The 25,098-nt window shown below is 38.4% G+C and carries 23 protein-coding genes, 1 pseudogene and 2 riboswitches; of the genes and pseudogenes, 11 read left to right on the top strand and 13 right to left on the bottom strand.

The features are described from left to right. Window positions 1-17: 17 nt before the first annotated feature. Entirely contained in the window at window positions 18-941 is a 924-nt protein-coding gene (gene uspE, locus L5B83_RS08655) for a universal stress protein UspE (protein WP_265778182.1), read from the bottom strand. Between the two features lie 125 nt (window positions 942-1,066). Next, on the bottom strand, window positions 1,067-1,840 hold the full coding sequence (locus L5B83_RS08650; RefSeq protein WP_265778181.1) for an FNR family transcription factor: 774 nt from the start codon (window positions 1,838-1,840) through the stop codon (window positions 1,067-1,069). Between the two features lie 126 nt (window positions 1,841-1,966). Here L5B83_RS08650 and L5B83_RS08645 point away from each other — a divergent pair, with 126 nt between their 5' ends. Beyond that, window positions 1,967-2,125: a hypothetical protein gene (locus L5B83_RS08645; RefSeq protein WP_250350433.1), complete on the top strand. Its 159-nt coding sequence runs from the start codon at window positions 1,967-1,969 to the stop codon at window positions 2,123-2,125. 18 nt (window positions 2,126-2,143) lie between these two features. Here L5B83_RS08645 and ftnA (L5B83_RS08640) read toward each other — a convergent pair whose 3' ends face one another. The 3 genes from ftnA (L5B83_RS08640) to L5B83_RS08630 all read right to left on the bottom strand — a co-directional run bounded on the left by ftnA (L5B83_RS08640) (window position 2,144) and on the right by L5B83_RS08630 (window position 4,293). Continuing rightward, window positions 2,144-2,644, bottom strand: a complete 501-nt coding sequence (ftnA, locus tag L5B83_RS08640; protein ID WP_250350432.1) for a non-heme ferritin — start codon at window positions 2,642-2,644, stop codon at window positions 2,144-2,146. 21 nt (window positions 2,645-2,665) lie between these two features. Next, a complete protein-coding gene (ftnA, locus tag L5B83_RS08635) occupies window positions 2,666-3,154 on the bottom strand; it encodes a non-heme ferritin (RefSeq protein WP_115249686.1) in 489 nt (162 codons plus the stop codon). A 227-nt stretch (window positions 3,155-3,381) separates the two neighbouring features. Further along, on the bottom strand, window positions 3,382-4,293 hold the full coding sequence (locus L5B83_RS08630; protein WP_265778180.1) for a lysine exporter LysO family protein: 912 nt from the start codon (window positions 4,291-4,293) through the stop codon (window positions 3,382-3,384). 72 nt (window positions 4,294-4,365) lie between these two features. On the opposite strand from L5B83_RS08630, the pseudogene L5B83_RS08625 reads away from it, so the two are divergent. Next, a pseudogene (locus L5B83_RS08625) lies at window positions 4,366-5,920 on the top strand (DUF2813 domain-containing protein). Between the two features lie 114 nt (window positions 5,921-6,034). On the opposite strand, the gene moeB reads toward L5B83_RS08625, so the two are convergent. Both moeB and moeA read right to left on the bottom strand, forming a co-directional pair. Next, complete coding sequence (gene moeB / locus L5B83_RS08620) at window positions 6,035-6,766, bottom strand: molybdopterin-synthase adenylyltransferase MoeB (RefSeq protein WP_265778179.1); 732 nt, start codon at window positions 6,764-6,766, stop codon at window positions 6,035-6,037. Between the two features lie 2 nt (window positions 6,767-6,768). Further along, window positions 6,769-7,983, bottom strand: coding sequence for a molybdopterin molybdotransferase MoeA (gene moeA / locus L5B83_RS08615; RefSeq protein WP_265778178.1), 1,215 nt, complete (start codon window positions 7,981-7,983; stop codon window positions 6,769-6,771). 133 nt (window positions 7,984-8,116) lie between these two features. Between moeA and folE the strand changes: the two genes are divergently transcribed. Further along, a complete protein-coding gene (gene folE / locus L5B83_RS08610) occupies window positions 8,117-8,773 on the top strand; it encodes a GTP cyclohydrolase I FolE (RefSeq protein WP_250364459.1) in 657 nt (218 codons plus the stop codon). A 54-nt stretch (window positions 8,774-8,827) separates the two neighbouring features. Here the strand turns inward: folE and L5B83_RS08605 are convergent, their stop codons facing one another. Further along, on the bottom strand, window positions 8,828-9,760 hold the full coding sequence (locus L5B83_RS08605; protein WP_265778177.1) for a gluconeogenesis factor YvcK family protein: 933 nt from the start codon (window positions 9,758-9,760) through the stop codon (window positions 8,828-8,830). 198 nt (window positions 9,761-9,958) lie between these two features. After that, a riboswitch (molybdenum cofactor riboswitch) is annotated at window positions 9,959-10,109 on the top strand. Here L5B83_RS08605 and moaA point away from each other — a divergent pair. From moaA to moaE, 4 genes are all read left to right on the top strand, one after another. Further along, window positions 10,098-11,111, top strand: coding sequence for a GTP 3',8-cyclase MoaA (gene moaA / locus L5B83_RS08600; protein ID WP_250364461.1), 1,014 nt, complete (start codon window positions 10,098-10,100; stop codon window positions 11,109-11,111). Its footprint overlaps the riboswitch before it by 12 nt. 13 nt (window positions 11,112-11,124) lie before the next feature. Then, window positions 11,125-11,610: a cyclic pyranopterin monophosphate synthase MoaC gene (gene moaC, locus L5B83_RS08595; protein WP_265778176.1), complete on the top strand. Its 486-nt coding sequence runs from the start codon at window positions 11,125-11,127 to the stop codon at window positions 11,608-11,610. Beyond that, window positions 11,607-11,852 carry a molybdopterin synthase sulfur carrier subunit gene (gene moaD, locus L5B83_RS08590; protein WP_265778175.1) on the top strand — a complete coding sequence of 82 codons (246 nt, stop codon included), beginning with the start codon at window positions 11,607-11,609 and terminating at the stop codon, window positions 11,850-11,852. Before moaC ends, moaD begins: the two co-directional genes overlap by 4 nt. Window position 11,853: 1 nt before the next feature. Next, window positions 11,854-12,306 carry a molybdopterin synthase catalytic subunit MoaE gene (moaE, locus tag L5B83_RS08585; protein ID WP_265778174.1) on the top strand — a complete coding sequence of 151 codons (453 nt, stop codon included), beginning with the start codon at window positions 11,854-11,856 and terminating at the stop codon, window positions 12,304-12,306. A 110-nt stretch (window positions 12,307-12,416) separates the two neighbouring features. Here the strand turns inward: moaE and L5B83_RS08580 are convergent, their stop codons facing one another. After that, entirely contained in the window at window positions 12,417-12,971 is a 555-nt protein-coding gene (locus L5B83_RS08580; protein WP_265761895.1) for an NAD(P)H nitroreductase, read from the bottom strand. Window positions 12,972-13,192: 221 nt separating this feature from the next. After that, the gene (locus tag L5B83_RS08575; protein ID WP_250363046.1) at window positions 13,193-13,426 is read right to left on the bottom strand and encodes a hypothetical protein; all 234 of its coding nucleotides are present in this window, start codon (window positions 13,424-13,426) and stop codon (window positions 13,193-13,195) included. 197 nt (window positions 13,427-13,623) lie between these two features. Between L5B83_RS08575 and sppA the strand changes: the two genes are divergently transcribed. Continuing rightward, on the top strand, window positions 13,624-15,489 hold the full coding sequence (gene sppA, locus L5B83_RS08570) for a signal peptide peptidase SppA (RefSeq protein WP_265778173.1): 1,866 nt from the start codon (window positions 13,624-13,626) through the stop codon (window positions 15,487-15,489). An 89-nt stretch (window positions 15,490-15,578) separates the two neighbouring features. Here the strand turns inward: sppA and L5B83_RS08565 are convergent, their stop codons facing one another. After that, on the bottom strand, window positions 15,579-16,481 hold the full coding sequence (locus L5B83_RS08565) for a LysR family transcriptional regulator (protein ID WP_265778172.1): 903 nt from the start codon (window positions 16,479-16,481) through the stop codon (window positions 15,579-15,581). Window positions 16,482-16,582: 101 nt separating this feature from the next. Here L5B83_RS08565 and topA point away from each other — a divergent pair, with 101 nt between their 5' ends. Continuing rightward, window positions 16,583-19,186 (top strand): type I DNA topoisomerase, encoded by a 2,604-nt coding sequence (gene topA / locus L5B83_RS08560; RefSeq protein ID WP_265778171.1) that lies wholly within the window; start codon window positions 16,583-16,585, stop codon window positions 19,184-19,186. A gap of 512 nt (window positions 19,187-19,698) precedes the next feature. On the opposite strand, the gene L5B83_RS08555 is transcribed toward topA, so the two are convergent. Both L5B83_RS08555 and xthA read right to left on the bottom strand, forming a co-directional pair. Further along, window positions 19,699-20,607 carry a hypothetical protein gene (locus tag L5B83_RS08555; RefSeq protein WP_265778170.1) on the bottom strand — a complete coding sequence of 303 codons (909 nt, stop codon included), beginning with the start codon at window positions 20,605-20,607 and terminating at the stop codon, window positions 19,699-19,701. A gap of 212 nt (window positions 20,608-20,819) precedes the next feature. Next, window positions 20,820-21,623, bottom strand: coding sequence for an exodeoxyribonuclease III (gene xthA / locus L5B83_RS08550; protein ID WP_265778169.1), 804 nt, complete (start codon window positions 21,621-21,623; stop codon window positions 20,820-20,822). Between the two features lie 189 nt (window positions 21,624-21,812). On the opposite strand from xthA, the gene L5B83_RS08545 reads away from it, so the two are divergent. Together L5B83_RS08545 and L5B83_RS08540 are read left to right on the top strand one after the other, a co-directional pair. Beyond that, complete coding sequence (locus tag L5B83_RS08545; protein ID WP_265778168.1) at window positions 21,813-23,513, top strand: LuxR C-terminal-related transcriptional regulator; 1,701 nt, start codon at window positions 21,813-21,815, stop codon at window positions 23,511-23,513. Between the two features lie 144 nt (window positions 23,514-23,657). Next, window positions 23,658-24,782, top strand: a complete 1,125-nt coding sequence (locus L5B83_RS08540) for a NapC/NirT family cytochrome c (RefSeq protein ID WP_265778167.1) — start codon at window positions 23,658-23,660, stop codon at window positions 24,780-24,782. Window positions 24,783-24,887: 105 nt separating this feature from the next. After that, window positions 24,888-25,020: riboswitch (molybdenum cofactor riboswitch) on the top strand. The last annotated feature ends 78 nt before the right edge of the window (window positions 25,021-25,098 follow it).

The following is a 25,098-nucleotide window of genomic DNA, read 5'->3' as shown; positions in this document are numbered from 1 at the left end:
TATATGCTCATTTGGGGCTATTTGTCATTCGGTTTAATTGCCAATAAATTACAATTTAATTTGCTGATAACGTGTTCAGCAGTATTTCCAAGAAAAGCCGCAGAAAGCCCGGTTCTGCCGATTGTGCCTAGCACCACCATTTCCGCCCCTAATTCTTTCGCCACTTCAGGGATAATATCTTCTGGGAAACCTTCTCTAACGTGGGTGTGATCTTCATCAATATTGAAATGTTGGCGTAGGGCTTTCATATTGAGCAAGTATTGTCCACGAATACTATTACTGTAATCAGCCGCGCTAAATTCAGGTAAGTCGATTGCCATATTGATTGGTGTTGGTGGATAAGCGGTAACAAGGTGTACATTTCCGCGTTCTAAGCTATCGGCTAAATCAATACCTAGTGTCACTAATTCATTATTCAGTAAACTATGATGTTCTTCGTCATCAGACACATTGACCGCAACTAAAATACGGCGTTGATGTTTCCAATCGCCGTCTTTTACGATCATTATTGGAGCGGGGCATTTACGTAATAATTGCCAATCCATCGGGGTAAAAATAAGTGATGTAATGCTTTCTTCTTCCTGTGTATATTTCACGACAAGATCGTAGTGATTTTTTTCTACTTCTTCCGCGATGGCTTCCGCTTCATTACTATGCCAAACAACCTTTGAATAAAATTCAATATTTGGATCGGCGTATTTTTCTAAATAAGGTTTAATGGCTTTTTGGCGTTGTTCAATAACACCTTGGTGCATATTTTCACGTTCTTCTGAAGAAAGCAGTGCGGACATTTCGTAAGATAAATCATAAACCGTCATAAACGTGGTAATGTTTACTTTATTTTCACTTTTTTGTTCTTTGACTAAACGCACCGCGCGAGCAAGAGCATATTGCTTTTCATTTTCAGGATTTAACACAACCAAGATATTTTTAAATTTCATAACAACCTCCAAATGATGGTTAATTGGCTTATAGCATAGAAAAGATTGGCAAGAATAACAAGTTAGTGTGGAAAAAAACGTGATCTAGTGCAACATATTGTTGCACTAGTTGAGTGAAAAGCCAATTAGCTGACCATTTGAATACGCGTTTTGGTTACTCCTGCTAATTGGGATAACTCTGCCATATTATTGATGGTGATATATTTTCCTTGAACCGAGAGCATTCCTGACTTTTGGAAACGTCCTAGCAAACGGCTAATGGTTTCAACGGTTAAACCTAAATAATTGCCAATATCGCCACGCGTCATCGTTAAACGGAACTCTCGTGCAGAGAAACCACGAGCCGAGTAACGACGAGAAAGGTTATGAATAAACGCCGCCAAGCGTTCTTCGGCATTCATTTTAGACAGTAAGAGAATCATTTCTTGATCACTTTTAATTTCATTACTCATTAAACGCATAATTTGTTGGCGTAATTTGGGCATTTTGCCTGATAAATCATCTAAAATATCAAAAGGGATCTCGCAGACCATTGCGGTTTCTAAAGCCTGTGCAAAACTTGGATGTTGCATATTCATAATTGCGTCAAAGCCGACGAGATCACCGGGCAAATGGAAAGAGGTAATTTGTTCCTCACCTGTTTCACTAATCGTATAAGATTTAATCGTGCCAGAACGAATTGCATAGAGAGAATGAAGGGTATCGCCTGCTTTAAATAAGACTTGAGATTTTTGGATCGGTTTTTTACGTTCGATAATGTTATCAAGCTGGTCTAGTTCGTGTTCATTTAATGTGAAAGGAATACAGAGTTGGCTGATACTACAATCTTGGCAGTGAATGGCACAGCCGCCGGATTGAACACGACGCCCAATTTTACTGTCATTAGCTAAAATTTTCATTTAATCCTCAAATAACTCGGTAAAGCAGAAAAAATCATATAAAATTGATCTAACGCAAGAAATAATACCACTAAATGGTAAAATTAAGAAGTTTTAAATAGTTAAATAATTGTTAAGGAAATCCTAATGGCCACTGAAAAGCTAACAAAAAAACGTTTAATTCAAATTATTTTAATGCTTTGCATACTTCTTTCCGCCTTTTTCTACCGCACTTGTCATTATCAACAAATCCAAAGTGCGGTGGAAAATCAGCAAATTTTGGACAAAGAAAAAGCCAGCGAATAACTGGCTTTATACTGATAACTAAGCGTGATTAACTGCAAGTTTAGCAAGGTCTTTATCCACAAGGAACAGGCCTTTGCCGTCATCGCCGAGAAGATTCAGCTTATCTAAAATACCACTGAATAATTTTTCTTCTTCGTGTTGTTCTGCCACATACCATTGTAAGAAATTGAATGCAGAGAAGTCTTTTTCTTCAAAGGTTTTCCCAACTAATTCATTGATTTTACTGGTAATTAATTTTTCGTGTTGGTAAGTGGTTTCAATCACTTGTTTTAATGAACTAAATTCGTGCGGTGGTGCATCAATTTCACTGATGATTGGCAATGCCCCTGTTTCAGTTAAATAAGTGAATAACTTACGCATATGTTGCATTTCTTCCGCCGCGTGAGCAGACAAAAATTGTGCTGCACCGTCAAAACCTTGTTGTTCGCACCAAGCGCTCATTTGTAAATATAAGTTTGAGGAATAAAATTCCAAATTCATTTGATCGTTTAATAATTTAATCACGTTGTTTGATAACATTTTTTTCTCCTTTTATTCTGATTATTCTAATGTAGCTAAATCGCGGTCGATGTAGTAAAGCGAGCGTCCATCTTCACCAACCAAATTAAATTTATCAATAATGCTACTGAATAATTTTTCTTCTTCGTGTTGTTCTGCCACGTACCATTGTAAGAAATTGAAAGTAGAGTAGTCTTTATGCTCAAAGGTAACTTCCACCAGTTCATTGATTTTTGCGGTAACAAATTTTTCGTGTTCAAGCGTGATCTCAAAGACTTCTTTTAACGATTTGTAGTCATTTTTTGGTGCTTCAATTTTGCCTAATAATGGCATACCGGTTGTTTCATTTACATAGGTGAATAATTTTTGCATATGCATCATTTCTTCATCTGCGTGGCGTAGTAAAAAGGCTGCTGCGCCTTCATAGCCATTTGCTGAGCACCAAGCGCTCATTTGTAAATACACATTGGAAGAATAAAATTCCAAATTAATTTGTTCGTTTAATTTCTTAATAATCGCGTCTTGTAACATAGCCACTCCTTTCCTTAATGATTAACTAGACTGGGCATAGTTTAACCAGTTTTTTCTTTTTTGCAACTAAAAATATTTATAAGTTATTCATTTTAAAAGGAAATTTTAATAATAATTATTCTGTTTGAGAGAATCATTCTTATTGCTAAATATTAAAAAGAAAAGTGCGGTAGAAATTGAATGGATTTTTCAGCCTATATAGCAAGATACAGGCTGAAAGTGAATAATTAAGCAAGTGGGATGCTGGAAAAAAATACCAATAAAATGGGCGGCACGATATTCGTTACAAAGCCGAAGCTAATCGCCAGTGGGACAACTTCAATGCCGCCAGAACGTTGAATAATGGGCAAGGTGCAATCTAATGCGGTTGCGCCAGCCATCCCGACTGCGGTAGAGCGATACTTAAACATAAAGAAGGGAATCATAAACAAACTCAGAATTTCCCGTGAGAGATCATTAAAAAATGCGATACTGCCAAATACCGGCCCCCACGCATCATTGATCACAACGCTAGAAAGGGAATACCAGCCAAACCCAGATGCAATGGCTAAACTTTGCGTCATCGGTAAATCAAGGACATAAGCGGAAATGATACCGCCTAGCAAGGAAGTGATAATAAAAATAATCCCCGTATAAATGCCACGCTTATTGAGGATCACCTCACGTAACGCAATACCATTATTACGCAGTTGAATGCCGACAAAAAAGATCAACAGAACCAAAGCATAAGTACTTGTACTAAAAGGAAAGGCGAGCCATTCTTTGGTTAAAATCCCCACCATAAAACCAATCAATACCATTGAGCAAAGTTTGGCACTATCCAATAATAATCGCCCACGGGAAGGTAAATCTTTGCCCAAACGTTTAAGTGGCAATGGGTAAAGTTTGTCATAGAGCATTAAGCCAATAATATTGCAACTTTGAATGATTAAAGCAAAGCTAAAGGCAGAAATGCCAATTAACGGTAACGTGTTGGTAAGATCGTCTAAATGCCCTAAAGATACGCCCATAATGAACAAAATGACATAAAGCAGAAGCATTACTATTTGGTTTATACGTTGTAAAAGTGCGGTGTTTTTTGTCTTAAAAAAATAGCCTAAACACATGGGTGCGAGGACGATAAGTAATCCTTCAAACACAGTTTTTTCCTTAAAATGATGAAATTATTATGCTATTTTACGCAAGTGAGATAAAAATACAAAGGAGCAATGATGTATTTGCGTCAATTAGATTTGGTGGGATTTCGTGGCATAAACCGCCTTTCGCTTACTTTACAACCGAATATGGTGTTGATTGGTGAAAATGCTTGGGGGAAATCCAGTTTATTGGCGGCGTTAAGTGTCATTTTTAATAACGAGCAACGCCTTTATCAATTCCAATCAACGGATTTTTATCAAGACGAAAAAAATGTCTCTACGGTGAAAGAAATCACCCTATTATTTACCTTTAGCATTCACCGTGAGGCAAAATCCTTAGCGCATTTCCCTTATACTCAACTTGCCGTTTTTGACGATGAACCTTATGCCAAAATTTATTTTCAGATTATGGGGGAAATGCGAGGCTCAGAGATTATCACCACCTACCATTTTTTAGATGGGGAAGGGAAAATACTTAGCGTAGAAGACCCAGAACAAATGGCAATGGCATTAATTGCACAGCATCCTGTTTATCGTTTTCGTGATGCAAGACGTAATTCCCCCTCTGATGCTCAATCTTTCTCGGCATCACCTTGGTTGGGTGACCCTAAGCTTAATCGCGAAATTCAATCCACGTTGTGCTTACTGCAACATTATTTTCTCAATCGCGTTATGTCAGCAGAATTAATGCAAGATACCACCGCACTTTGGAATGATGTGAAATCGCTTTGCCTGAAATTACGCGAAAAACAGCACCATTCATTACGCCATATTTTATTTCAACAATTAAGCCAATTATTTGTTTCTGCTAATGAATTACGCGATCTTCACCGCTTACGGCCAATTATTTTATTTGAAGATCCAGACGCCCGTTTGCATCCTAGAATGGTGGCGATTATATGGGAATTAGTCAGTTATTTACCCATTCAACGTATTACCACTACAAATTCTGTGGAATTGCTCTCACAAATCCCTTTGCAGGCGATTTGCCGTTTAGTGAGAGGCAGTGAACGCACACAAGCTTTTCAGCTTTCACATCAATTAAATAAAGAGGAATTACGCCGTTTAAGCTTTCATATTCGCCATAACCGTAGTCTCGCATTATTTTCGCGAATGTGGCTGTTAGTGGAGGGAGAAACGGAAGTTTGGATTTTAACAGAATTGGCTGATCTACTTGGTATTGATCTTGCGATGGAAGGCATCAGGATCGTAGAATTTGCGCAGTGTGGATTGCGTGCTTTGATTCATTATGCCAAAGCGATGGGAATTGAATGGTATGTGCTAACCGATGGGGATGAGGCCGGTAAAAAATATTCAGCAACCACGAAAAGTCTCTTGAATGAGAATGAATCACCCGCAATGCGACTGACTTATTTACCGAAACAAGATATTGAACATTTTTTTCTATTATGCAGGGTTTGAGCGAGTGTTTATTCGATTAGCGCATTGGCAGGAAAGTTCACAGAAATATTTGGTTCATCGTATCATTCAACGAGCCATACAACGCACATCAAAGCCCGATCTTGCCGTGGCGTTATCTGATGAGATTAAGCAACGTGGTGTGGAATCCATTCCTCGTTTGTTTAAACAGCTTTTCACGCGTGTATTAATTTTAGCACGTTCATCTTGAGGAATAGGTAAAAATGGCAAGCAAATAAGTTAAGTGGAGAAATAAAAGTAGAGAGAAAACGGGGAGAAAAAAGGAGAGAAAAAATACACGGCAATGAATGCCGCGATATTTCACTTATTTATGCGAAGCGGGAAGCTTAATTTCCCTCACTTTCATCGTAAAGCCATCAATTAGCAATAATCGTCCACATAAATTCTCGCCAATTTTCAACCGCACTTTGATTGCTTCAAGAGCTTGCATTGAGCCAATAATCCCCACCATCGGAGCAAGCACGCCGGTTTCCACACAACTTAGTGGTGCATTGCCAAAAAGTTGGCTGAGTTGTCGATAAGTCGGCGTGTTTTCTTCATAGGTGAAAACGGAAATTTGTCCTTCCATACGGATTGCTGCCCCCGAAATAAGTGGCGTTTTGCTTTGCTCACAACAACGATCTAGCTGATTCCGTGTTTCCACGTTATCGGTACAATCTAGCACCACATCGACATTTTGTAATAACGCAAGGAGCGCGTCATCCGTTAATTGTTGATTGATTGCGTCAAGATGCACGTGTGGATTTAAGCATTGTAAACTGAGCTTAGCGGATTCCACTTTGGGCATTGCAAGACGGCTATCATCGTGTAGCACTTGGCGTTGTAAGTTAGACAAAGAGACGCGATCAAAATCCACTAAAATTAATTTGCCAACGCCCGCTACAGTTAAATATTGGCTTGCAGCACAGCCTAAGCCCCCCAAGCCCATAACAAGCATTGTGCTATCTTTTAATGTTTCTTGACCATCAAAATCAATGGATTTCAGTACAATTTGGCGATTGTAACGCAGTTCTTCTTCCGCAGTGAGTTCGATCATAATTAGCCCAACAATTCATTAAAGGGTTCAATGGTAACCATTTCACCGGCTTGCACATTGCCTCGTTCTGCTTCTAATACAATAAAACAGTTGCTTTCAATAAACGCACTAAAGAGATGAGAACCTTGAAAACCAACGGCTTTGACTTCAAGTTGTCCTTGTTCATTGAGCCAATAAAAACCGCGTTGAAAATCTTTGCGACCGATGCCCTTTTTCAGATTTTCACTGGCTATCGCCCTGAGTTGTTGTGGCGCTTGCCATTGGCTATATCCACTGAGTTTTGCGATAGCAGGCTGTACTAACTGATAAAACGTAACGAATGCCGAAACGGGATTTCCCGGTAAGCCACAAAACCACGCTTTTTCGAGTTTACCGAATGCAAAAGGTTTGCCGGGTTTCATTGCGATTTTCCAGAAATTGACCGTGCCAAGTTTTTCTAAAATATTTTTCGTGAAATCTGCTTCACCGACAGAAACCCCACCGCTGGTAATGACTAAATCTGCTTGCTCTTGTGCTTGTAAAAAGGCTTTTTCAAATAATGCTTCATCATCAGGCAAAATGCCGAAATCTAAAATTTCACAAGGCAATTTTTCGAGCAATAATTTCACCGTAAAGCGGTTGGTATCATAAATTTTACCTGTACCTAATGGTTCACCTACTGGCACTAATTCATCACCCGTAGAAAGAATAGCGACTTTTAAACGTGCAAATACAGGCACTTCAGCAATACCTAAAGAAGCAAGTAAGGGTAAGGAAAGTGCGGTGAGTTTTTCGCCTGTTTTTAGTACCACATCGCCTTTTTTCACATCTTCACCAGCACGGCGAATATTTTGCCCTAATTTGGGGATTTCATTAAAGGTTACCGTGCCGTCTTCATTAAGTTGCACATTTTCTTGCATGACCACGGCATCGGTACCCGCTGGGATCATTGCGCCTGTCATAATTCGTATTGCACTTTGTGGCAACCACTCACCATTAAAAGGGGTACCCGCAAAGGCTTTGCCTGCAACGTTTAACGTATGTGATTGTGCAAGATCCGCAAGACGCACCGCATAACCATCCATTGCAGAGTTATCAAAAGAAGGCACGTTAATTGGAGAGATAATATCGTCCGCACAAATGCGTTGGCTTGCTTGTGATAAAGGGAGCGTTTCACATTGTTGTGGTAAAGGAAGTTGATCTAACATCTGTGTTAGCGCTTGTTCAAGGCTAAGCATAAATTGTCCTTTTGTCTGCTTAAATATTTTCTCATTCTACTCATTTTTTTCATATAAATTAACTATTATTCTCATTTTATTATTGTTTTAGACTTTGATAGAATAGCCCAATTTAAAATTTGGAGAGTAGTCAATGAATAAAATTTCACCTGAGGCAGAGAAAGTTCGTCAGGCATTAGTGAGCAAAGGGATAGAAACCCCGATGATTACCACACAACTTACAAAATCTCAACGTCGAGAAGGCATTGAGCAACATATGCGTGAGGTAATGAAATTGATCGGTCTGGATTTGCGTGATGATAGCCTTGAGGAAACCCCCGTTCGTTTAGCCAAAATGTTCATTGATGAAATTTTTAGTGGCTTGGATTACGCCAATTTCCCGAAAATCACCAATATTGAAAATCGAATGAAAGTGAGCGAAATGGTGTTGGTAAATGACGTTACACTAACTAGCACTTGTGAACATCATTTTGTCACCATTGATGGAATGGTGTCCGTTGCGTACTATCCGAAAAAATGGGTAATTGGGTTATCAAAAATTAATCGTGTTGTGGCATTTTTTGCCCAACGCCCACAAGTACAAGAACGCCTAACTGAACAAATCTTACTGGCTTTCCAAACCATTTTAGAAACAGAAGATGTGGCAGTGTATGTTAAAGCCACTCATTTTTGCGTGAAATGTCGAGGTATTAAAGATACCAATAGTTATACTGTTACCTCTGCATTTGGTGGCGTATTCCTTGATGATCGAGAAACAAGGAAAGAGTTTTTGAGTTTAATTAATAAATAATTTTAGAAAAAAAATAGGGCGAAAGGATTTCGTCCTATTTTTAAGTACAATGACTTATCTTATTAATTCTTCAATCAAATCATCAATGGCTTTGCATAATAATGTGCGATCGTGGCGGTAGGTGACATCGTCTGCACGTAATCGTCTTGCAATAAGGGTTAAACCTTCATTTTTCTGTGCTGGTTCTAAGCCATTTTGAACAATTGCGCCATCAATAATATTTTTCCCTACCGTTTCGTTAATCCAATTTATCCGATCTTGTAACGACAATGCCGCAGAAGGGCTATGCTCAATCCCAAGATTATCAATGAAAATTTTCTTAGCTTGGCTGTTTCTCAATGCATTGATGATTTCAGGTAATAAAATCGGTGGCATTATGCTAGTGAGAAAACTCCCCGGTCCAAATAAAATAATTTCAGCCTGTTGAATAGCTTGTATCGCTTCGGGCGTCGCACTGACAAGGGGAACAAGAAAAATAGAATTGGGGATTTCAGTTAAATCATCAATTTCGACTTCACCGACTACGCTTGAGCCAGAGGGAAGCGAAGCCGCGAGGTGTACAGGGGTTTCAGACATAGGGATAATGAATGATTTTACATGTAAGAGATCGCGGATTAAATTCACCCCTTCAGTTGGGCGAATATGCATATTTTCTAACGCTTTAAGCATTAAGTTGCCGAGATTATGACCTGCTAATTCCCCACTTCCTGAAAAGCGATATTCAAATAATGCAGAAGCAGTGCTAGGTTCTGTGATAATTTGATTTAAACAATTACGCAGATCACCCCAAGCAATCCCGCCTTGCTGCCGCCGAATTCTTCCTGTCGAACTGCCATTATCTGTGGTGGTAACGATACCGGTAAGGCGTTCTTTCATAAAACTCAAGGCAGACATTACGCGTCCAAGTCCGTGTCCTCCGCCAATAGCCACAATTTTATTTATTTTATCTAAGTTTTCATGACGGCTATGTGGTGTTAAATCACTCATTATTTTTCCTTAAATAGGTGAGGGTGAGACGGATGTTAAGTATAAACAAATTTAAACAAAAGTGCGGTGTAAATTTTATAAATTTTCGTTGTATAAAATATTATATAATTGATTTATAAGTAAAAAATATCCCCTTTTTTGATATAGATCTCATTCTAGGTATAGCTTAAATTCGCTTAAACCTTTAGAATAAAGAAAATTTTCGCATAACTCCGAGCTTGTTTGCCTACGTTTTATTTAACGATGAAATAAGGTAGCAATGCCAGTAATACAATGTTGTATTACTCAGGGATACGTTGGAAACGGCTTATCCTCTCTCATTTTAGAAAGGTGTCTAATGCAAACAATTCCCATAAAGCAGGTGGGAGAAACGCGTCTTATAGATGGGTTTGCTCGCCAATATTATTATCTGCGCTTATCTATTACAGATATGTGCAATTTTCGTTGTAACTATTGTTTACCCAATGGTTATCAGCCAGAGCCAAATAAACCGAGCTTTCTTACTCAAAGTGAAATTGTTCGCTTGGTGCGTGCTTTTGCTCATCTTGGTACGGAAAAAATTCGTATCACGGGCGGTGAGCCGACCTTACGCAGAGATTTCCTCTCAATCGTGGAACACATTCAGCAAGTTGAACATATTAAGCAAATTGCGCTCACAACAAATGGTTATCGTATGGCAAAAGAGGTATCAGCTTGGAAACAAGCAGGAATTACCTCCATAAATGTGAGTGTCGATAGCCTTGATGCTAAAATGTTTCAACGTATTACCGGGGTAGATAAATTTGCTGAAATTATGCAAGGCATTGATCGTGCTTTTGAGGTGGGATACCGTAAGGTAAAGGTAAATGCTGTATTAATGAAAAATCTGAATACCCAAGAATTTGGGGCGTTTCTCAATTGGATTAAAGATCGCCCCATTCAAATGCGATTTATTGAATTAATGCAGACGGGCGAAATGGATCAATTTTTTCAACGCTATCATCTATCTGGGCAAATTTTAGCTGATCAATTACTTGAGTCCGGTTGGCAATTACAACCGCGTGGTTATTTAGATGGCCCTGCTAAAGTGTTCAAACACCCCGACTATCAAGGGGAAATCGGTTTAATTATGCCTTATGAAAAGAATTTCTGTACAAGTTGCAACCGATTACGAGTGTCCGCAAAAGGTAAATTGCATTTATGTTTATTTGGTGAGGAGGGCATTGAATTACGTGATTTATTACAGTATGACGAGCAACAGCCACAATTAGAAGCACGTATATTTTCCGCCTTACAAGGAAAACGGGAACATCATTTTTTACATAATGGTGATAGCGGAGTGCGTAATCATCTTGCCAGCATTGGCGGTTAATAAAGGAATAACGATGACCACATTTACTCATATTAATAACAATGGCGAAGCCAATATGGTGGACGTTTCGGGCAAACAAGAAACAGTTCGTGAAGCAAGAGCAGAAGCTTTAGTGACAATGTCACCCTCTACCTTGCAAATGATTTTGTCAGGCCAACACCACAAAGGTGATGTTTTTGCCACCGCGCGTATTGCGGGGATACAAGCGGCAAAACGGACTTGGGATTTAATTCCATTATGTCATCCTTTATTACTTTCAAAAGTGGAAGTCTCTTTAACTGCCTTACCTGAGCGCAACCAAGTGCGTATTGAAAGCCTATGTAAATTAACGGGCAAAACAGGCGTGGAAATGGAAGCGCTTACCGCAGTAAGCGTGGCGGCCTTAACCATTTATGATATGTGTAAAGCGGTGCAAAAAGATATCGTGATTGAAAATATTCGCCTTTTAGAAAAGTGCGGTGGAAAATCTGGCCATTTTTTAGCAGGAAAAACAGAATGATTAAAGTATTATTTTTCGCCCAAACACGAGAGTTAATTGGTGTTGATGAGATCGAAGTAACAGGACAATTTGCCAATGCAGAAGCATTACGCCAACATTTAAGTGCTAAAGGGGGTAAATGGGCATTAGCATTAGATAAAGAAAAACTTTTAGTTGCTATTAACCAAACATTGTCTAATCTTGAAAGTGCGGTACAAAATGGTGATGAAATTGCCTTTTTCCCACCAGTTACAGGAGGATAAGATGGCAGAAATCCAAATAGCTGTACAAACTGCACATTTTGATCAAAATGCGGTTTATCGTTGGGTATCTGCGCCGAATAATGTTGGGGCAGCCGTGATTTTTGTAGGAAAAGTGCGAGAAATGAATTTAGGAGATAATGTATCCAGTTTGTTTCTAGAGCATTATCCTGCAATGACCGAAAAAGCGTTACGTGAAATCGTGGAAGAAGCCTGTTCCCGTTGGCAGTTATTGCGCGTGGCTGTCATTCATCGTGTTGGTTTATTGCATACGGGTAATGAAATCGTGCTTGTTGCGGTCAGTTCCCCTCACCGTGGTGAAGCCTACCAAGCAAATGAATTTATTATGGATTTTCTGAAAAGCAAAGCGCCTTTTTGGAAAAAAGAGCAGACAGATAAGGGCGAACGGTGGATTGAACATCGAGAGAGTGATCAGCAGGCATTAGAGAGATGGTAATTTGCAATGATATGTATATTATCTATATAACGTCTTATTACTTATATTTACCCAATAAAAAAATCACCGCATTTTCTAAGTGCGGTGATTTTTTGTTACTTTTTCATATGCTATAAATAGCTGACGAATTGTTCCAAATTGATCTGTTTGGATTCTCGGTTGATTTTTTCTTCAGCAGTGCCAAGCATAATGAATGCAACAATTTTGTCTGAATTTTCACAATGAAAGGCTTGGCGCAAGTCTGAACCATCAACCCAAGGGCCGGTTACCCAAACATTGTCAAAGCCTTGTGCATTAGCCGCTAGTTGCATTGCATAAGTTGCACAGCCAGCGGTCAGCATTTGTTCCCAAGCGGGTACTTTGGCAATATCTTTTTGAATTTTGGCGATCACTGCAATGATCATTGGCGCACGATTTGGTAAATTTTCTGCTTTTTTCAACCGCTCTTCACCTAAATTAAATTCTTGTACCGCATTTTTTAGTAAATCGCCTAATTGAGTTAATCCCTCTTTTTCGATCACCACAAAGCGATAAGGCTGTAACTTTCCGTGATCGGGGACGTGTAATGCCGCTTGGAAAATCTGTTCAAGTTGTGCTTTGCTTGGTGCCGGTGCAAAGAGCTTTTTATTAGAACGGCGTGAAGTGAGTAGGGTTAAAGCATCCATAATCAGTCCTTTTATGATTATTCTTGTTATGAAATATGCGATGGATTATCGCATAAATTTTTGTATTATATTCGTGTAGTAAAAAAGCCCCTTAGTATTAGGGGCTGATAGAATCAGTTTTTTTTATCTTCTTTTTCCGCTTGTTTTGCAGCGTGATTAATGCCGGCACCAAAAGCTAAAACTATGCCTAATAGAACAAGCAATCCAATCGTCAGTTCCATTTAATCCTCCTTTGATAGTTTAGGTTTAAGTTTGCGAAGCTGTTTTCCTACCGCAAGTGTAGCATAAGCAATAAATACTAATGTGAAACTACTTATAATCTTAAATAGCGTTCCATTTTGCCCGAATATTATCATAGGCACAGCAAGTATCGCAACTTTGGCCATATCCTCTGACATTTTAGCCCAAGCTTCCAAGGTTTCTATTTCAATTGGGCGTTTAAATAAATTCAGCATTACCATCTCCTTATATTGAGAACAACCATAGCAAAATTATGTTAAGTGCGGTGATTTTTTGGCAAGTTTTACGATCCTGATCGAGAAAATAAACTTGTGCTGATAAAAATAGCAGCGTGATAAAGAATTAGTCGCATTTGCTGGTTAATCTGTTTATGATACGCTTTCTTAAATAACGTTAAATAATAAGGAAATTTATGAAGTCGCTGATGAAATTAGGCTCAATGCTATGGCGAGGATTAAATTTTATTCGTAATGTTGTGATGAATTTAGTCTTCCTTGTTTTTGTACTCTTTGTTTTTGCAATGGTAGGTTTGCTGACAAATGCAAATAAAGAAACACAAGCCCCACTTGGTGCAGATGAAGGGGCATTATTACTTAATTTAGAGGGGTATTTAGCGGATAACCGAGAAGAAATTCACTCTTTGCAAGATTTGCTGAAAGAAGTGGATTCCCAATATGTACCACGTCAAATTTCAACATTTGATTTGGTATATAGCATTCGATCTGCGATCAATGATCCACGCATTAAAGGTTTGGTGTTAGATCTAAACCGCTTTGAAGGAGCAGATTTACCCGCGATCAAATATGTGGGCAATGCGATTAATGAATTTAAACAAAGTGGTAAGCCTGTGATTGCTTATGCAGATAGTTATTCACAAAAACAATATGTGCTAGCAAGTTATGCGGATGAAATCTATCTCAACCCAATTGGTGCGGTGGAAATTCAAGGCTTGGCAGTGGACAATCTGTATTACAAAGATTTGCTTGATAAGTTGAAAATTACGCCACATATTTTTCGTGTCGGGACTTATAAATCTGCCGTTGAACCATTTTTGCGTAATGATATGTCGCCAGAAGCAAAAGCCAATATGCAGCGTTGGTTAAGTGCGATGTGGACAGATTATAAAACGCTGATTGCGGACAATCGTCAAATTCCTGTCGCTGACATATTACCTGAAGCAGAGCAATATTTTGCCCATTTGAAAGCGTTAAATGGTGATCTCACCGCGTATGCTCAACAGCAAAAATTCGTTACGCAACTCGCTGATCGTTTTACGTTAGCGAAAAAACTCACCGCACTTTTTGGTAAAAATGAAGAAGGGGAAGCAAAGCTATTGCCATTTGATCGCTATTTGGCTGCGTTACCTGATCGCATAGACGGCGAGGGGGAAAATCGTATTGCAGTAGTTAATGTTGAAGGGGCTATTATTGATGGTGAAACTGATGAAAATGGCGTTGGTGGTGATACTATTGCGACGTTGTTACGTCAGGCTTATGAAGATGAAAAAATTAAAGCGGTGATTTTGCGTATTAATAGCCCCGGTGGAAGCGCCTTTGCTTCGGAAATTATTCGTCAGGAAATTGTCCATTTACAACAAGCTGGGAAGCCAGTGGTGGTATCAATGGGGGCTATGGCTGCTTCAGGCGGTTATTGGATTGCGAGTACTGCTGATTATATTTTCGCTGATGCGGATACCATTACGGGATCAATCGGTATTTTTTCAATTGTTCCTACTTTTGAGAAAGCGGTAGCAGAAATTGGCGTGAATGCCGATGGCGTGGCAACCTCGCCTTTAAGCCAGCAGTCTTCTTTTCGTGGTATTTCAAAAGTAAAAGGTGATATTTATCAACTTGAAATTGAACACGGCTACGATAAATTCCTTTCTCTTGTGAGCCAAGGTCGCCAGTTGGCTAAACCTGAGGTGGATAAAATTGCACAAGGTCAAGTGTGGTTAGGAGCGGAGGCATTGCAAAATAAATTGGTGGACGAACTGGGCGATTTTGATCGTGCGGTAGCGAAGGCAACAGAATTAGCTCAGGCAAAACAAGGCGAGCAACCTGCCGAAGAATTTAGTGTAGAATGGTTAATCGAACGTAATGATTCTCTATTCGATACATTGATGAAAGGCTTTGGCAAAGGCGTACAACAACAATTATTCAGCTCCCTTGGCTTAGCAAAACCATTCGGTGAAGTAAAACAACAACTTAACCAATTGAGTCAATTTAACGATCCAAAAGGGCAGTATTTATACTGTATTAATTGCGGAACGTTGCATTAAAAATGTGTTTCCCCTTTTATGTAAATAGAAGGGGAAATTTTTTAAAAATAATACCGCACTTTTTATTTCGTTATTGCTGAGAGATCGTTCTATTTTGCAATATTTTCTTGGCATAAACCAAGTTGGCTTAAAAAATCAATAAACGCTTTTACTTTAGCCGCAAGATGACGGCGGTGAGGATAGACAATGTTTAAATCAATCTGATGCTGTGGGTAATCTGCAAGGACTTCAACTAATTCTCCCGAAGTTAATTCATTTTCAATCAGAAAACGCGGTGAATTCACAATGCCTAGTCCTGATTTCGCTAATTCAGCCAATGCCAAGCCACTGTTACACATTACATCAGACTGAATGCGTAAACGGTCAATTCTTGTTCCATTAATAAATTCCCAAAATATTTGATTATTGTTGGATTTATACAGCATTATTTTGTGCTGATATAATTCTTCTGGGGTCTGTGGCACGCCGTTTTTTGCGAAATAATCTGGCGAACCTACGATATGCATTGTTGAACGAGCAATTTTTTTTGCCACCAATGAGCTATCTTGCAAATTGCCAATGCGTAAGGCGAGATCAAATCCTTCGGTAATTAAATCCACTAAACGATCGTTAAATTCAATATCAACTTCAAGATTAGGGTGGGCGTGCAGAAATAACCCCAAATTGGGGGCAATAAAACGCAAGCCAAAATCACGTGGCACAGAAATATGCAACTTACCTTGCAATGTAGTCGCGAGATTACTGATACTTGCTTCCGCATCTTGTAAGTCTTCCAGAATCGGCAAACAACGTTGATAATAAAGTAGCCCAGCTTCAGTGGGAACGATCTTTCTTGTCGTGCGTTGTAACAGGCGCGTTTTAAGCTGTTCTTCCAGTTGGGAAACCAGCTTACTTGCCATCGCAACAGAGATATTTTGTTGAATTGCTGTTTGGGTAAAACTTTGCGTTTCTACCACTTTACAAAAGACAGAAATTGCATTGAGTTTATCCATTTATGCTTCCTTTTTTAAAAAAATGATTGACCTTACATAAGATAGTCCGCAATATATCGGGCAATTTTACACAAGTTAGCAGAAATTAGGTAAAGAAAAAGATGAGTAAATCTTTAGTGATAGTGGAGTCGCCAGCCAAAGCGAAGACCATTAATAAGTATTTAGGAAAAGATTATATTGTAAAATCCAGTGTGGGACATATTCGTGATTTGCCAACAGCGGGAAGTACGGGAGAGAAAGCCAAACCAATTTCCACCAAAGGATTAAGCACGGAAGAAAAACAAGCTATCAAGCAAGAAAAAGAACGTAATGCCTTAGTAAAACGAATGGGGATTGATCCTTATCACGGTTGGAAAGCAAACTATCAGATTTTACCGGGAAAAGAAAAAGTGGTTGCAGAACTGAAATCTCTCGCTAAAAAAGCGGATCATATTTACCTTGCTACCGATTTGGATAGAGAGGGAGAAGCGATTGCGTGGCATTTGCGCGAAGTGATTGGTGGTGATGATAAGCGCTTTAGTCGAGTGGTATTTAATGAAATCACGAAAAATGCCATTAAGCAAGCCTTTGAGCATCCAGAACATTTAAATATTGATCGTGTTAATGCACAACAAACACGTCGTTTTCTTGACCGCGTGGTGGGCTTTATGGTATCGCCACTGTTATGGAAAAAAGTCGCCCGTGGCTTATCCGCTGGGCGAGTGCAGTCCGTGGCAGTAAAGCTGTTAGTTGAGCGTGAACGAGAAATCAAAGCATTTCAACCTGAAGAATATTGGGAAGTTGCGGTGCAAACGGAAACCGCACAGAAAATTGGCTTACGCCTTGATGTAACCAGTTTTAAAGGTAAAAAATTTGAGCCGAAGAATGCGCAACAAGCACAAAGTGCGGTGGATTTTTTACAAAAATCTGACTATATCGTTTCTGATTTAGAAACCAAACCAACCAGCTCCAAACCGAAAGCGCCCTTTATCACTTCAACCTTGCAACAAACAGCAAGCACTCGCCTAAATTTTGGCGTGAAAAAAACGATGATGCTAGCGCAACGTTTATACGAGGCCGGTTATATCACTTATATGCGTACCGATAGCACAAATTTGAGTAAAGATGCGTTAAATATGGTGCGTGATTATATTGCCTCCCATTATGGTGAGACCTATTTACCGGCTAAGCCAAATTTTTATTCTAGCAAGGAAAATGCCCAAGAAGCACACGAAGCCATTCGTCCTTCTGATGTCCGTATATTAGCAGCAGATGTACAAGGAATGGAAAAAGATGCGGTGCGTTTATATGATCTTATTTGGCGCCAATTTGTTGCTTGTCAAATGCCAGCAGCACAATATGATAGCTCAACGCTGACGGTAACCGCCGGGGATTATAGCTTGAAAGCAAAAGGGCGTATTTTGCGTTTTGATGGTTGGACAAAGGTGTTACCAGCAATGAGTAAAAGCGCCGAAGATCAAGTGTTACCCGATGTTGCGGTGAACGATCAGCTAAATTTAAACGAGGTGATTCCACAGCAACATTTCACCAAGCCACCAGCACGTTTTAGCGAAGCGGCATTAGTCAAGGAGCTAGAGAAGCGTGGTATTGGTCGTCCTTCTACTTACGCAGCAATTATTTCAACCATTCAAGAACGTGGCTACGTACGTGTAGAAAACCGTCGTTTTTATGCAGAAAAAATGGGCGAAATTGTGACAGATCGGCTTAATCAATCTTTTGCTGATTTAATGAACTATGATTTTACCGCGAATATGGAAGATGTGCTGGATCAAATTGCTAGCGGAGAAAAAAATTGGAAAACAGAATTAAATCAATTCTTTAAAGATTTTTCTGCACAACTTAGTCAAGCCGAATTAGATGAACTAGAAGGCGGAATGAAGCCAAATAGCCTTGTGCTAACCGATATTAAATGCCCAACTTGTGGCCGCCCAATGGCAATTCGCACTGCCAGTACGGGGGTATTTTTAGGCTGTTCAGGCTATGCCTTACCAGTAAAAGAGCGGTGTAAAACCACGATAAATTTAATTCCTGAAGCTGAATTATTAAACGTTCTGGACGAAGCTTCCGAAACGAAAGCGCTGATGGAACGCAAACGTTGCCCGAAATGTGGCACGGCAATGGATAGCTATATTATTGATCCGCAACGTAAACTTTATGTCTGTGGGAATAATCCAAATTGTGATGGCTACGTCGTGGAGCAAGGTGAGTTTAAAATTAAAGGCTATGATGGTCCGATTGTTGAATGTGATAAGTGCGGTGCGGATATGCACTTAAAATTAGGGCGCTTTGGTAAATATATGGCCTGTACCCAATGTGATAACACGCGTAAAATCTTAAAAAATGGTGAAGTTGCGCCACCTAAAGAAGAGCCTGTACATTTCCCAGAGTTAAAATGTGAAAATTCAGATGCTTATTTTGTTTTGCGTGATGGGGCAAGTGGCGTGTTTATGTCTGCGCATAATTTTCCAAAATCACGTGAAACTCGTGCAGCAAAAGTGGCTGAATTAGCACAATATCGTGATCGTTTACCTGAGAAGTTACAATATTTGGCCGATGCACCACAGAAAGATCCTAAAGGTAATGAAGCGATTGTACGTTTTAGCCGAAAAGAAAAACGTCAATATGTTACGTCAGAAAAAAATGGTAAAGCCACAAAATGGCGTGTTGATTATATTGAGGGAAAATGGGTTGAGAATGGGAAATAGCGTTTAATATAAAGGTTATTTTGATGTAAAAAGACGATAGTTCGATTTCGGGCTATCTTTTTTTGTTATCGTCATTTAAAAATAAAATAGTACAATACCTGAACCTCAAGGTTGAGAGAATATGGCATATTCGGTGGATTGACGATATAACGCATTAAGCTATTATAAATAATGCAGAAATATCAGCCAAGTCTCAACGATTTTTAATTTATCAAGAAAGACAACCTGTTTAAAAAAACAAACAGGTCGCCTTAATTATTCAGTGAAAGGTTAAAATGCAACCAAATTGGATAGACAAAAATTAGATCAATATGTACAACAACATTCAGCTACCTATTTACGTGATATTACGCAACAGTTTGTTTTACAGAAACAGCGGTAAACAAATCGATCTAATCCAATCGAACATCTATGGGAAAATATCAAACGACTGGATTACCTGATTATTTTTAATTCAATGATGCATTATTGTCTTGTTGTTATTTTAAGTAACTATACAGCTCACGAAAAAATCATTCAAATTTGATACATTCTTCTTTATCGGGATAGAAGTTATATTTAGTAATATTCTTAGATGTCCACTCTTCCTTGTTTATATCCTTATCCCACATTCTCTCAACATAAATTACTTTATTATGAGAAATAAACTTAAACCGATATTGATTTGTTTGACTTAGCTCAATTAATTTGGGGTTGTTACATTTTTCACCGAGTGAATAGTATTCATATTTAACAATTAAATAGCTAATATTTTGGTTTGTTAATACTTTTTTCAGTGTATGTATTAAATAAGGAATATGTGTTGCAGAAAAAAAGAAGATGATGAGTAGGCTGAAAAGTGGGAAGTGAAAGGTTTTTTTTGTATTATTTTCTTTATTATAGGGTATAGATGAGAGCAGAAAAGTAGTAATTTCAAAGGCAACAGTTATGGCACTGACGAAATAGACTGTCTCTATCGTTATTGAGAGAAATAATTCACGAAATATTGGGTATTGCTGTGTTGAATTAAGTGTTAATTCTGATGTTGCTTGTTCTATCGCAGAATAATACGTGGACATTAATGTTGGCTTTATTATATAGAATAGTGTAGTAAATAATGCAGTGATCGCAGAAACGATAAGCTGATTCTTACGAATAAATAAAGTGATACTTTTATTTTCTCGTATAATCCAAAGTGCCACTAGTACATTAATGATGCTTAACGACAGTATTCCAGTTATTGGGTTAAAAAAACGGGTGAGTTGTTCTATGTTAAAGTAGAATGAGAAATATCGCATTACCACAATATTAAGAATTATTGTAAAAATTATAATCCAATCGTTTATTGAACAGACAATATATTCTTTATTATCATCTTTATCATTGCTGTAAATACATAATGTGCATAAATTCGTAGCGATTTCATCAGATAATATCTTCATAATGATTTCCTTTTTATTGATGAGAGGTGTGAATTATGAATAACGCGATAAAGATAATCAATATATAAAAATTTGAATGGTATTTGTTAGATAAAACTTAAGATTTATATAAAGCGATATTGAATAGATAGAAATATGAGAGAAGATATTGGCTTATTAAGTGCGGTACAAAATTTTAAAATTTTCCGAAAATTTATACCGCACTTTTTATTTTATTCAAACACTGCCCAAATCGGTGCGTGATCAGACGGTTTTTCCATTGCACGAATATCTAAAGCGATGCCTGTATCGGTACAGCGGTCGATCAAATTATTACTTGCTAAAATATGATCGATACGTAAGCCACGGTTATCATCAAAGCCTTTGGAACGATAATCAAACCACGAGAATTTATCATTTGTCGTTGGATTTAGGTGGCGGAAAGTGTCTGTTAAGCCATAGGTGTATAAACGGTTATACCACTCTCTTTCTTCTGGTAAGAACGAACATTTTCCTGTGCGTAACCAGCGTTTACGGTTTTCTTCACCAATACCAATATCTAAATCACTTGGGCTGATATTCATATCTCCCATAATAATAATTGGATTTTCTTTATTATGATCTTGTTCTAAATAACGTTGTAAATCCGCATAGAATTTTTCTTTCGCGGGGAATTTTGTTTCGTGATTACGGCTTTCTCCTTGTGGAAAATACCCATTGATTACAGTAAGCAAACCAAATTTTGTTTCCATCTCCGCCATAATAATGCGTTTTTGTGCATCTGCTTCATCAGTTGGGAAGCCTTTGTGAATGGCTTTCGGTGCTTGTTTTAATAAAAAAGCCACACCATAATGTCCTTTTTGTCCGTGATGGTAAACGTGATAACCAAGGTGTTCGACTAAGGCATAGGGGAAATCTTCATCCGCCACTTTAATTTCCTGCAAGCCTAAAATATCAGGTTGATACTGTGCTATGATGGCTTCTAATTGGTGTGGTCTTGCTCGTAGCCCATTGATATTAAAAGACATTACTTTCATTTCATTTATTCCTAGTTGTACATTTTAAAAAATTAAGCTGGCATTATACTAAGGTTTAGCTCATTTAAAAAATGATAATATTTTTTACCGCACTTTACTTTGTTCGGCAATCTGTTGATTTATATCATTAAATATGGCGCGAAATTTCTTTATGATAGACGAGTTTATTCGTCAATAACAGGGAAGCAAATGACAGTAGTATGGTCTTGTTTAGTCAATGAGCAGAAAGAATTAATTGAATGGGAAAATCATCAAGGAAAGGCATATCTTGAAAATTACCCCCAACTTATTGATTATGCACAGGCGTTGCTGGCTTCCAAACGCGATAACGTGCATTTCTATTATCAAGCTGATCAGCGATGGTTTAATGTCAGTTTACAACGTTATAAGCAAAGGTTTACCTTACTTACTGCGCAACAAATGCCATTGCCTTTTGAGCTGAGTAAACGAGAACTTGAAATTTTAACCTTGCTCAGTAGTGGGTTAAGCAATGCGGAAATTTCTCAACAGCTTTTTATTAGTGAGCGTACTGTTGCCAAACACGTTGAACATCTTTTTCAAAAAACACAGATTGACAATCGGACGAGTTTAGCGGTGTTTGCTATCACAGAAAATCTGTGCTGTTTGCCAACCCCGGGGGATTTGCCCCAATCTCTTTTAGCAACCTATGAAATTGAAGGGCTAGCTAAGGGTAAAAAACTGTCGAAAAAAACACCGCACTTTATTCATTCCGCCATTTCTCGTCCTATCACCATTGGCGTGCCTTATGTGGAGCAAGGTATTGGGCAATGGGATACACAGGAATTATGCAACGGTTCACAGTTAGCGGTCGAAATGATCAACCAACAAGGGGGAATTCAGGGGCGACAAGTGCGGTTAGAAACTGTCGGATTTCGTGTTGATGATCCCAAAAGTATCCAACAAGCTTACCAAACATTGTTTGATAAAGAAGTGGATGCGATTTCGGCAAGCTATGCTTGCTATTCCCCTGATTTACACGAATGGATTGCAAGCAAGGGAATTCCGTATATTCATCTTGCCACTCATAGTGATTTAGGAAAGTCGCAACATAAGCAAATTAAAAATATTTTTCAAGCCTGTGCAAGTGATATTAATTATGGCGCAGGTGTCGCGCGTTTTATTCAGGCTTATCAATATCATTATCCGCAAGTTGTGAAAAATAAAAGGATTTTAGTGGTTACAGTAACGTGGCAAAAAATTGATATTGGTATTGAAAATCTGATTATTCAACTGCGTAACGCACATTGGTATGTGGAAGTGCTTGCATTAGAAAAATCATCTGATGTTTTCAATGTATTAATGAAACAGGTTCATCATATTGATCCCACTTTAATTGTGTTCGCCTCTTATTTTGCTGAAGATATTCTTGCTTTTTATCAATGTTTTATACAGAATCCAATTAATGCGATTATTTATAGTATCTATGCTCCCTCTGTATTTTTACCACAAGAAAAGCAATGTGAAGATGTGTTATGGGCAAGTACAACGGGATTAAGTATGAATTATGCAGGACAAAAATTCCGCCAACACTATCAGCAATTATTTCACCACCAACCGAGTTATTCACAAGCCAGCGTGGCTTATGATCAAATTCAAATTCTCGCGAATGTTTGGCGACATAGCACCTCGCCAAGAGCCTTTAGAGAAGTCATTAATGGCATTCGATCCTTAGCGTATACTGGGGTAAACGGTACTTATTATTTTGGTGGTGAAGTTCAAGCTGGGCTTACCTATCCTGATAATACAAAAGATCTTTCAATTAGCCAGCCTCATTTATTATTCCAAATTCAGCAAGGAAAAAGTACCGTAATTGCGCCCGATGTTTTTGCTGAATCGGTATTTAGATTGCCTCATTGGTTCCGTATTTAACGGTTCTTTTTTGTGTTATATCAAATTTTACTAATCCTTAAGAGGTAAATACGTAACTTTACGTATTGAGTACTTCGATACCCATCTTATAATTCCTTTCATTATTCTACCTATTTTGATGTATCAATTTTATGTGGGGGGGCTATGGCAAAATTAAATAAGAAATTTGTATTAGGCGGTTTATTTGGCATATTGCTTGGTGTTGGCGTGTTTGCTGGATCGCAATACGCAATGAAAGCAACCAGTAGCACAGAATTTTGTGTGAGCTGCCATTCAATGGAAATTCCCAAACAAGAATGGGAAGGAAGTGTGCATTTTTCAAACCGCAAAGGCGTAAGAGCGGAATGTGCCAATTGTCATATTCCACAGGATTCCGCATTCCATTATGTAAAAACGAAAGTGATGGCATTAAAAGATGTGTGGAATACCTTTGTGGTGGATAAATTACCCGATCAAGACGCTTATGAAACCCATCGTTTAGCAATGGCAAAATCAGTTTGGGCAGAGATGAAAGCAAGCGATTCGGTTACGTGTAAAAGCTGCCATAATCAAGAGGCAATGGTGTTATCCGAACAATCTGAGGCAGCTCAGAAAATGCATAAAATTGCACAGGAAACCAATCAAACCTGTATTGATTGCCATAAAGGAATTGTCCATTTTATGCCTGAAATGGAAGTGGATAACAATGAAGCAAACAGTGAATTGGCAAAACACAGTGGGCAATTTTCGACAGAAGATAAAACCCTATATAGCTTAGCGATGGCAAATGCAACATTGCAAGAAGGGGGAACGATTCGTTTAATGCCTTATGCTGAATTAACTGATTGGAATACGGCTGATGAACAAGTTAAAGCCACATTAAGCGGTTGGCAACAAGAAGGGGCAGAAAGTGTTGTATATATGGATTTGGGCAAACGTATTATGGTGGCATTATTAGAAAATGTTGCCCAAGAGAAGATTCAAGTGATTCGTTCTGTTTATGATGAAGTCACTGCAGCGAATTGGAAAGAAATTCGTTTACCTATTGTTGTACCAAAATCAAATTTAACCGCAGATTTAACCGCACTGAATCAGTTTGGTAAGAACTTAAATGAAACCTATTGTAGTGGTTGTCATGCGCCTATTTCTGCCGATCATTACACAGCAAATCAATGGATTGGTGTGGTCAATTCAATGAAAGATCGCACCTCGTTATCTGATGACGATGTACGCACATTAACAATTTATTTGCAGCGTAATGGTAAAGATATGGCTAACTTATCGCATTAGTATCATAATAGTGGATTAAAATCAGGCAAGCGAATACCCATTATTGTCATTTTAATCCACCATAAATAGTTTCCTAATAGGAATAAATACTAACCACTTTCGTTAGTATTAGGCTGACTCCGAGCTTGTGAACCTAAGTCGAAAGATATGGAAGCAATGCCTGCAACCTGTTTGCACAATGGTATAGTTAGAAATGATTATGCCACTCGTTTTAGAAAGGTGTCGTAATTTTAATACCCACTATCTAATTACAAGTGCGGTAGAAATTGAAGTAATTTTTCTGAGTAAATAGATTTGTGGATCGTCATTACTAGGG

Origin of the sequence: Avibacterium sp. 21-599 (assembly GCF_026226765.1) — a bacterium.
Lineage (GTDB): Bacteria > Pseudomonadota > Gammaproteobacteria > Enterobacterales > Pasteurellaceae > Avibacterium.
This window is presented reverse-complemented; position numbering and strand designations above follow the sequence as displayed.